Origin of the sequence: Micromonospora sp. U56, assembly GCF_018070095.1 — a bacterium.
GTDB lineage: Bacteria > Actinomycetota > Actinomycetes > Mycobacteriales > Micromonosporaceae > Micromonospora > Micromonospora purpureochromogenes.
Genome location: NZ_JAGPYL010000072.1, coordinates 25432 through 34822 on the forward strand (window position 1 = coordinate 25432; position 9391 = coordinate 34822).

General features: G+C 74.4%; 9 protein-coding genes. 5 read left to right on the top strand and 4 right to left on the bottom strand.

All coding sequences use genetic code 11. The features are described 5' to 3' along the window. Positions 1–74 precede the first annotated feature (74 nt). On the bottom strand, positions 75–1478 hold the full coding sequence (locus tag KBX37_RS22340) for a HAMP domain-containing sensor histidine kinase (RefSeq protein ID WP_210777870.1): 1404 nt from the start codon (positions 1476–1478) through the stop codon (positions 75–77). A 29-nt stretch (positions 1479–1507) separates the two neighbouring features. Then, positions 1508–2197 carry a response regulator transcription factor gene (locus tag KBX37_RS22345; RefSeq protein WP_210777871.1) on the bottom strand — a complete coding sequence of 230 codons (690 nt, stop codon included), beginning with the start codon at positions 2195–2197 and terminating at the stop codon, positions 1508–1510. A gap of 73 nt (positions 2198–2270) precedes the next feature. On the opposite strand from KBX37_RS22345, the gene KBX37_RS22350 reads away from it, so the two are divergent. Further along, positions 2271–3188: an ADP-ribosylglycohydrolase family protein gene (locus tag KBX37_RS22350; protein WP_210777872.1), complete on the top strand. Its 918-nt coding sequence runs from the start codon at positions 2271–2273 to the stop codon at positions 3186–3188. Between the two features lie 2 nt (positions 3189–3190). Here the strand turns inward: KBX37_RS22350 and KBX37_RS22355 are convergent, their stop codons facing one another. Continuing rightward, positions 3191–4039 carry a DUF1775 domain-containing protein gene (locus KBX37_RS22355; RefSeq protein WP_210777873.1) on the bottom strand — a complete coding sequence of 283 codons (849 nt, stop codon included), beginning with the start codon at positions 4037–4039 and terminating at the stop codon, positions 3191–3193. Between the two features lie 222 nt (positions 4040–4261). Here KBX37_RS22355 and thrS point away from each other — a divergent pair, with 222 nt between their 5' ends. The 3 genes from thrS to KBX37_RS22370 all read left to right on the top strand — a co-directional run bounded on the left by thrS (position 4262) and on the right by KBX37_RS22370 (position 7688). After that, on the top strand, positions 4262–6268 hold the full coding sequence (gene thrS, locus KBX37_RS22360; protein WP_210777874.1) for a threonine--tRNA ligase: 2007 nt from the start codon (positions 4262–4264) through the stop codon (positions 6266–6268). Positions 6269–6435: 167 nt separating this feature from the next. After that, the gene (locus KBX37_RS22365; RefSeq protein WP_374103811.1) at positions 6436–7005 is read left to right on the top strand and encodes an HIT domain-containing protein; all 570 of its coding nucleotides are present in this window, start codon (positions 6436–6438) and stop codon (positions 7003–7005) included. A 50-nt stretch (positions 7006–7055) separates the two neighbouring features. Continuing rightward, positions 7056–7688 (top strand): hypothetical protein, encoded by a 633-nt coding sequence (locus KBX37_RS22370; RefSeq protein WP_210777875.1) that lies wholly within the window; start codon positions 7056–7058, stop codon positions 7686–7688. A 161-nt stretch (positions 7689–7849) separates the two neighbouring features. Here the strand turns inward: KBX37_RS22370 and KBX37_RS22375 are convergent, their stop codons facing one another. Then, complete coding sequence (locus tag KBX37_RS22375; protein ID WP_210777876.1) at positions 7850–8371, bottom strand: hypothetical protein; 522 nt, start codon at positions 8369–8371, stop codon at positions 7850–7852. 55 nt (positions 8372–8426) lie between these two features. On the opposite strand from KBX37_RS22375, the gene KBX37_RS22380 reads away from it, so the two are divergent. Next, on the top strand, positions 8427–9391 hold a 965-nt coding region (locus KBX37_RS22380; protein WP_210777877.1), incomplete at its 3' end, for an aldo/keto reductase.

A 9391-nucleotide genomic window follows, 5' to 3' on the forward strand; every position in this document is an offset into this window, starting at 1 on the left:
CCCCACAACCAGCGGGTGCCCCGCCTCGCCGCCGGGCGTCTCGGCTGCCGGAACGGCGCTCCCGGTCGTGGTGGTCAGTCGTCGGCGGGACGCTGCCGGGGCCACCGGCGCCCGCCGGTCTTCTGCTCCCGGGCCTCCCGGGTCATCCGGCCGACCAGCCCGAAGCGGTTGACCGGCCGGGGCTTCGCCTCCGGGTCGGCCAGCAGCATCACCACGCTGGCCCCGCCCAGCCGGGCCCGGTCGATGCTCACCGAACCGTTGGCCTGCAACGCCACCCGCTTGGCGATGTCCAGCCCCAGCCCGGTGGAGCCCTGGTCGCTGGTGCCCCGGCGCAGCGCCCGGTCCGGATTGGCGATGCCGGGGCCGGCGTCGTCGATCCGGATCGCCACGTAGCCGTCCCGGCGGGAGACCGCCACCTCGAACGCCGTCCCCTGCGGGGTGTAGCGGAACACGTTGCCGATCACCGCGTCCAACGCGGCGGCCAGCTCGGCGCGCGGCACCGGCGCGGGGATCCGCAGCTGGGCGCCGCTGATCCGGTGCGGCCGGTTCTGGTCGCCGGCCAGCGCCGCCCAGAACACCATCCGGTCCCGGACCACCTCGCTGACGTCGCACTCCGCCGGCCCGGCCTCGTGGGCCACCGCCTTGCGGGTGGTCTTGATCAGCACGTCGATCTCGCCCTCGAGGGTGACGATCGCCTGCCGGATGCGCCGGATCGTGCGCCGCCGGTCCAGCTCGGCCGGGGTGAACGAGCCGACGCTGGTGTCGTCGGAGTCCAGCCCCTCGGCGTCCAGCCGCAGCACCGTCAGCGGCGTCCGCAGCCGGTGCGACAGGTCCGCCACCAGCTCCCGTTCGTCGGTGCGCGAGGCGACCAGCCGGTCGGCCATCCGGTTGAACGCGTACCCGGCCTCGGCCAGCTCCCGTGGGCCGCTCGGCTCGACGCGTACGCCCAGGTCGCCGTCGCCGACGGCCAGGGCCGCCCTGACCAGCCCCCGGGTGGAGTCCACCGCGCGGGCCGCCACCCGGTCCACCACGATCACGGCGGCGCCGACCAGGGCCACCGCGACGGCGCTCAGCAGTAGCCAGGTGCCGCCGGAGCCCTCGTCGAGATCGGCCTCGGGGACGAACACCTCGACCACGGCGACCCGGTCGTCGAGCACCACCGGGTCAAGCCGGAGCACCCCGCCGGAGACGTCGGTGACCACCGACCGCTTCTCCGTGCGGGCCCGTTGCAGGTTCGCCTCGGCGGCCCGGCCGGCCGTCTCGTCCCCGCCCAGCCCGTGCACCACCGGCCGGCCCGCTGGGTCGTCCCCGGTCGCCTCCACGGCCCGCCGCACGGCCGCCGGTTCGGTGCTGACCGCCAACGCTCCGGTGACCAGCGCGCTGCGCCGGGCCGCGTCGGCCAGCGCCTCGTCGCGGACGTCGTCGCGCAGGCTCATTCCGAGGGGGATCAGGAACGCCAGCGCGACCAGCGCGCACATGCCGGCCGTGAGGTAGGCCAGCGCCAGCCTCAGTCCGGGGCCACCAGTCGGAAGCCCACCCCCCGCACGGTGCGCAGGTAGCGCGGCTTCGCCGCGGACTCGCCCATCTTTCGGCGTAGCCAGTACAGGTGAACGTCGATGGTCTGGTCCTCGCCGACCGACGGCTGCCGCCATACCTCCTCCAAGAGCTCCCGCCGGGACACTACCCGGCCGGGTCGTGCGGCGAGATACGCCAGCAGGTCGAATTCCTTGCGGGTCAGCGCCAGCGGCTCCCCGTCGAGTACCGCGCTGCGCTCGCCCACGTCCACCCGCAGGCCGCTCACCGTGTGCACCGCCGGCTGCACCGTCCGGCTGGCCCGGCCGACCCGGCGCAGCACGGTGGTGATCCGGGCGTCCAGGTGCGCGCCGGTGAACGGTTTGACCATGTAGTCGTCCGCGCCGGCCCGCAGCAGCCGGACCACCGACTGCTCGTCGTCGCGGGCGGTGGCGATGATGATCGGTACGTCGGTGATGCCGCGCAGCATCCGCAGCGCGTCCGAGCCGTCCAGGTCGGGCAGGCCGAGGTCGAGCACGACGAGGTCGGGGGTCTCGGCGGCGACCCGGCGCAGCGCGTCCAGCGCCGTGCCGACCGCGTGCACCGCGTGCCCCCGCTCGCTGAGTGAACGCAGCATCGCGCCGCGTACGACGTGGTCGTCTTCGACCAGGAGCACGGTGGCCACGTCAGCACCGTACTGCCCGTGGCAAGTTGATCGCGTTGCGGAGGGCCCGCGCACCGGGCAAGCTGGCACGACGATGACGTTCACCCTGTTTCCCGACACCCGGCTGGCCCTGGCCCGGGACAGTCTCACCGGTCTCTCCGTCGGCGACGCCCTGGGCGGGATGTTCTTCGTGCCCGGGCGGGGCGTGGCGCCCTGGCGGGACGGCCTGCCGGCCGGGCCGTGGCCGTGGAGTGACGACACCGAGATGGCCTGTTCGGTGGTGGGCTGCCTGGCCGACACCGGCACGATCGACCGGGATGCCCTCGCCGCCGCCTTCGCCGCCCGCTACGACCCGGCCCGCCGCTACGGCGCCGGCGCCGTCGAGCTGCTCGAACTGATCCGGGCCGGCACGCCGTGGCCGGTGGCCGCCGCGTCGGCGTTCGACGGGCAGGGTTCCTGCGGCAACGGCGCGGCGATGCGGGTCGGGCCGCTGGGCGCCTGGTTCGCCGACTCCACCACCCGGGCGGCGGCGCAGGCCCGCGCCTCCGCCGAGGTCACCCACGCCCATCCGGAGGGGATCGCCGGCGCCGTGGCGGTGGCCGTGGCCGCCGCGCTCGCCGCCCGGGCCCGCCTGGACGGCGACCGCCCCGCCCCGGCCCGGCTGCTCGCGGCGGTCGCCGCCGCGCTGGACCCGGCCGCCGAGGTGCACCGCCGGGTACGCCGCGCCGTCGGGCTGCTCGGCCGGGGGCTGCCGGAGGCCGTCGAGGCGCTCGGCAACGGCTCCCGGGTGACCGCCCAGGACACCGTGGCCTTCACCCTCTGGGTCGCCGCCACCCACCTCGACGACTACCCGGCGGCGATCAGGGCCTGCGTCGAGGCGGGCGGGGACGTCGACACCACCGCCGCGATCGTCGGCGCGATCGTCGCCGCCCACACCGGGGTCGGTACGCCGGGCGGGGTGCCCGACGGCTGGCTGGCGGCGCGGGAGCCGCTGCCGGACTGGGCGCGCTGAACTCAGCGCGATCCCACCGGCTCGCCCTTGGCCCGGTCGGTCAGCGAGCGCTCGCCCTCGGGCTGTTCGTCCGTCGACGGCTCGCCGTCGGGCTGGTCGCTCTCGACGTCGTCCGCCGGCTCGGCCCGGTGCCGTCCCCGGCTCACCGCCCAGCCGACCAGGGCGCCACCGCCGAGGCCGATCAGCAGACCGCCGCCGAGCAGAACGTCCGCGCTCGGACCGCCGTCCGCCGCGCCCGGGTCGGCCGCCGCCTCGTCCCCACCGGCGGCCGGGGCGGCGTCCGGGCCGCCGTGGCCGTGTCCGGTTGCCGCCCCGGGGGCCGCCGGAAGCAGGGCCAGGGTCGGGGCCGGGTGGGCGCCACCGGCCGGGTCGGCCCAGCGCACCACCGTGCCGTCGGAGTACGTCTGCACCACCTCGAAGCTCATCCGGTCGGTCCGCGGCAGCGGGCCCATCGCCAGGGCGAGCCGGGCGGGGCCGGGCTGCGGCTTCCCGGCGGCCCGGGTCCAGACCACCGCGGCGGTCACCGTGGTCACCGAGGGCGCGTGGATGCCGGCCACCGGGGCGTCCAGGTCGCGGGAGGTGATCAGGGGCGCCCAGCCGTCCACCGACAACGGGTAGACCTCCCCGATCGGGGCTTCCGGGGGCAGCTTGACCTCGATCTTCTCGGTGTGCGCGCCGGGCCGCTCCTCCGGCACCACGAACGTCATCTCCACCGCGTCGCCCTGGTTCGCCTGCGTCGGCGTGGTCGTCACGTCCGCCGCCAGCGCCGCGCCCGGCCAGGCCAGCGTCCCGGCGACCGCGGCGGCCAGCACGAGACCCGCCCGCCGGCCGCCGTTGCGGGTGATCGCCATCTGTGCCCCCATCCGTGTCCACGCGGCCGGCTCCGGATTCCGGCCACACCGGGTAGTTCGGATCGCGGGTCGGAAAGGTTCAATCCGCGCCGGCACGATCTGCGCGGCGGGCGGGACACGCGGGCCCATCCTTTCCCGACGACCGGGCGGAAACGGGCGACCGATAGCATCGCAGGAGCCGGAACCGGCAGCATCCGTACCGTCTGCAGTTGAGGAGTCACCGTGTCCGCACCCCGTACCCCCGTCGTGGCCGACCCCGTCGTCGTCGCCGCCGGGACGACGGCGGCCGACGCGGTGGCCGCGGCCGGGCTGCCCATGGCCGGGCCGAAGGCGATCGTGGTGGTCCGCGACCCGCAGGGCGTGCTGCGCGACCTGGACTGGAAGCCGGCCGAGGAGACCAGCGTCGAGCCGGTCACCCTCGACTCGCCGGACGGGCTCAACGTGCTGCGCCACTCGACGGCGCACGTGCTCGCCCAGGCCGTCCAGGACGTCTTCCCGGAGGCCAAGCTCGGCATCGGCCCGCCCATCGAGAACGGCTTCTACTACGACTTCGCGGTCGACAAGCCGTTCCAGCCGGACGACCTGAGCAAGCTCGAGAAGCGCATGCAGGAGATCGTCAAGTCCGGCCAGCGGTTCCGCCGGCGCCGCTTCAACAGCCTGGACGAGGCGAAGGCCGAGCTGGCCGCCGAGCCGTTCAAGCTGGAGCTGATCGACGTCAAGGGGGAGGGGCTGGACTCCTCCGAGGTGATGGAGGTGGGCGGCGGTGAGCTGACCATCTACGACAACCTCGCCGCGAACGAGGACAAGGTCTGCTGGTCCGACCTGTGCCGGGGGCCGCACCTGCCCACCACCCGGCTGATCGGCGCGTTCAAGCTGATGCGCTCGGCCGCCGCGTACTGGCGGGGGTCGGAGAAGAACCCGCAGCTGCAGCGGGTGTACGGCACCGCGTGGCCGACCCGGGACGAGCTGAAGGCGTACCTGAAGCTGCTGGAGGAGGCCGCCCGGCGCGACCACCGCAAGCTCGGCGCGGACCTCGACCTGTTCAGCTTCCCCGACGAGGTCGGCTCGGGCCTGGCGGTCTTCCACCCCAAGGGCGGCATCATCCGGCGGGAGATGGAGAACTACTCGCGCCGCCGGCACGAGGCGGCCGGGTACGAGTTCGTCAACACGCCGCACATCACCAAGGCGCACCTGTTCGAGACCTCCGGGCACCTGCCCTACTACGCCGAGACGATGTTCCCGCCCATGCAGCTGGAGGGCGCGGACTACTACCTCAAGGCGATGAACTGCCCGATGCACAACCTGATCTTCCGGGCGCGCGGGCGGTCCTACCGGGAGCTGCCGCTGCGGCTGTTCGAGTTCGGCACGGTCTACCGGTACGAGAAGTCCGGCGTGGTGCACGGCCTGACCCGGGTGCGCGGCCTGACCCAGGACGACTCGCACATCTACTGCACCCGTGAGCAGATGCCCGGTGAGCTGTCCACCCTGCTGTCGTTCGTGCTGGACCTGCTGCGCGACTACGGCCTGGACGACTTCTACCTGGAGCTGTCCACCCGCGACGACTCGCCCAAGTTCATCGGGTCGGACGAGGACTGGGCGGAGGCGACCGAGGCGCTGCGTACCGCCGCCGAGTCGTCCGGGCTGGACCTGGTGCCCGACCCGGGCGGCGCGGCCTTCTACGGCCCGAAGATCTCGGTGCAGGCCAAGGACGCCATCGGCCGGACCTGGCAGATGTCCACCATCCAGGTCGACTTCAACCAGCCGGAGCGATTCGGCCTGGAGTACCAGGCGGCGGACGGCAGCCGGCAGCGGCCGGTGATGATCCACCGGGCCCTCTTCGGCTCGATCGAGCGCTTCTTCGGCGTGCTCACCGAGCACTACGCGGGCGCGTTCCCGGCCTGGCTGGCCCCGGTGCAGGTGGTCGGCATCCCGATCCGCGAGGACCACACCGACTACCTGCACGGCTTCGTCGCGGCGCTGCGCGCCGAGGGGATCCGCGCTCAGGTGGACGCGGGCGACGACCGGATGCAGAAGAAGATCCGTACCGCCCAGCAGCAGAAGATCCCGTTCATGGTGATCGCCGGCGACGACGACGTGGCCGCCGGCACGGTCTCCTTCCGCTACCGCGACGGCTCGCAGCGCAACGGCGTGCCGATGGCCGAGGCGGTCGCGCACGTGCTGGACGTGGTGACTTCCCGCTCCAACTCCGGCCCGTCCGTCAAGAGCTGACTCCGCCGGGCCCACCGCAAGATCCACGCACTGTCCGAGAAAGGGCGGCTGTTCCTCGACGGATGGCCACCCCTTCTCGGAAAGTGCGTGCGAGGGGGAGCGCGGCCCGGTTCGGGTGGGGCGGTGGGGACGGGTGGGATCCGTCTCGGTGACCGTAGGATCGGCGTGTGACTGGGGCGGCGCGGCACTCTGACGACGGCACGGACCTCACCGGCGACACCGGCCTGGCGGACGGGCTGGAGCGGCTCTGGACGCCGCACCGGATGACCTACATCTCCGGCGAGGACCGTCCCGAGGGCGGCTACGAGAAGCCCACCGGCTGCCCGTTCTGCCTGGCCCCCGGCCTGCCCGAGGGGGAGAGCCTGGTCGTGGCGCGCGGGGAGCGCGTCTTCGCGGTGCTCAACCTCTACCCGTACAACCCGGGGCACCTGCTGGTCTGCCCGTACCGGCACGTGGCCGACTACACCGACCTGGACCCGGCGGAGACCATCGAGCTGGGCGTGTACACCCAGACCGCGATGCGGGTGGTCCGCACGGTCAGCAACGCGCACGGGTTCAACCTCGGCATGAACCAGGGCGGCGTCGCCGGCGCCGGCATCGCCGCCCACCTGCACCAGCACGTGGTGCCGCGCTGGGGCGGCGACGCCAACTTCATGCCGGTGATCGGCCGGACGAAGGTCCTGCCGCAGTTGCTGGCCGACACCCGCGACCTGTTCGCCAAGGCCTGGCCGGCCTGACCCCCACGCCGGGCCGGCTCGCGCGGCCGACCGGGCATACGATCTTGTGCATGGCCCTGCTGCACCGCGCCACGCTGCGCCCCACGAAGCTGGAACTGCTCACCGAGTGGCTGCCCGGCCGAAGCTGGTACGACGGACCCGCCGGCGTCGAGGTGGTGCGCGTCGCGGGCTACCGGTTCGACGACCCGGCCGGGGAGGTCGGCATCGAAACCCTGCTCGTCCGGGCCGGTGACGGGCCGGTCCACCAGGTCCCGCTCACCTACCGGGGCGCGCCGCTGGACGGCGCCGACGACCGGCTGGTCGGCACCACCGCGCACTCGGTGCTCGGCCGGCGCTGGGTCTACGACGCCTGCGGCGACCCGGTCTACGCCGCCGCGCTGGCCGCCGCGATCCTCACCGGATCCGGCCAGGCCCAGGAGTACGTCGAGGTCGACGGCGGGCAGGAGCGGCGGGCGCCGACGATGGCCATCGACAGCAGCGGTGCCGACGACGCCGGGCTGCCCGAGGTGGGTACACCCCGCCGGGTGGTGGACGCCGACCCGACGCTGATCGTCACCGACACCGTCGAGCTGGCGGTCGTCCGCCGGCTCGACCGCGGCACCTCACCGGCCGGTGCCGTGCTGACCGGCAGCTGGGAGGGCCAGTCGACGCCGTTGCCGCTCGCTTTCGCGATTCGGCGCTGACGACCGCCGCTCGTCTCCGCGTTCGGGCGCCGGCGGCTGCCGCTCGTCTCCGCGCTCCGGCGCCGACGGCTGGCTCCTTTCCGCCCCCGCGCTGACGGCCGCCGGCCGCGCGCCGGGCCGTACCGCCATCGGGTGCGCGGCGGACGGCGGGTGTCGCGGGGTCAGCGCCGGTCGGCGGTGCCCTCCCCGGCGTCCGCGGAGATCCGCGCGACCAGCTCCGGCCAGCTCTCCACCCGCCGCACCCCGGCCAGGTGGGCGCGGTACGCGGCGACCTCGTCCTCCCGGGGTCGCATCAGGTACCGGTGCGGCACCATGTCGAGATAGCCCAGCACCTCCAGCCGGTCGTCGACGAAGTGGGTCAGCCCCAGCTGCGCGGCGATCGGCCCCTTCTCCGGCCGGGTACGGCAGAAGCGCAGCCGCTCCGGGCCGATCCCGGTGCGGGCGTGGAAGTCGTGGTGGGCCAGCCAGTCCCGGGTCCGCTGCTCGGTCGGCTCGGCGCACTTCGACACCACGTACACCTCGTCGAAGAGGGGCACCAGCGCGGCCAGCGCCTCGAACACCCCGTACAGCGGGGGTGTGCGCAGGTAGTTGTCGCCGAAGAAGGAGGTGTCCTCGTTCCCGTCGCTCAGCTCGATGATCACACCGCCGACGTCCACGCCCAGCCGTCCCATGCGGTCGATCATCCACGACAGGTGACGTTCCCGCCCGTCTGTCGGTTCGAGGTGGCAGGATGCGGCGATGGCAGTGACGACGCGGACGTTGGGCCGCAGCGGCATCGAGGTCAGCGCCCTCGGCATGGGGTGCTGGGCGATCGGTGGCCCCTGGGCCGAGGGCGCCCGGCCGCTGGGGTGGGGCAGGGTCGACGACGAGGAGTCGGTCCGGGCCGTACGCCGGGCGCTGGACCTCGGCGTGACCCTCTTCGACACCGCCGACACGTACGGGGCCGGGCACGGCGAGCGGGTCCTCGGTCGGGCGCTCGCCGGCCGGCGGGACGAGGCCGTGGTCGCCACCAAGTGGGGCTACACCTTCGACGAGCAGACCCGCCAGGCCACCGGTGAGGACCCGTCCCCGGCGTACCTGCGCCGGGCGGTCACCGACTCACTGCGCCGGCTGGACACCGACCGGATCGACCTCTACCAGCTGCACCTGGGCGACCTGCCGCTGCCCCGGGTGGAGGCGCTGCTCGGCACGCTGGAGGACCTGGTCGCCGAGGGACTCGTCCGCGCGTACGGCTGGAGTACCGACCGGGCCGACCGGGCGGCGGCCTTCGCCGAGGCGGCCCCGCACGCCGCCGCCGTGCAGCACACCCTCTCCGTGCTCCGGGACACCCCGGTGATGCTGGCCGTCTGCGACAAGCACGCCCTGGCCAGCGTCAACCGGAGCCCGCTCGGGATGGGGCTGCTCACCGGCAAGTACACCGCGACGTCCACGCTGCCCCGCGACGACGTACGCGGCGTCGCCCCGACCTGGCTGGAGTGGTTCCGCGGCGGGCGCCCGGCGCCGGAGTGGCTGCGCCGGGTCGCGGCGGTACGTGGCGCGCTCACCGCGGACGGGCGCACCCTCAGCCAGGGCGCGCTGGGCTGGATCTGGGCCCGCAGCGCCCGGACGGTGCCGATTCCCGGCTGCCGGACGGTCGCCCAGGTCGAGGAGAACGCCGCCGCGCTGCGCCTCGGCCCGCTCGCCCCGGACCATTTCGCCGAGGT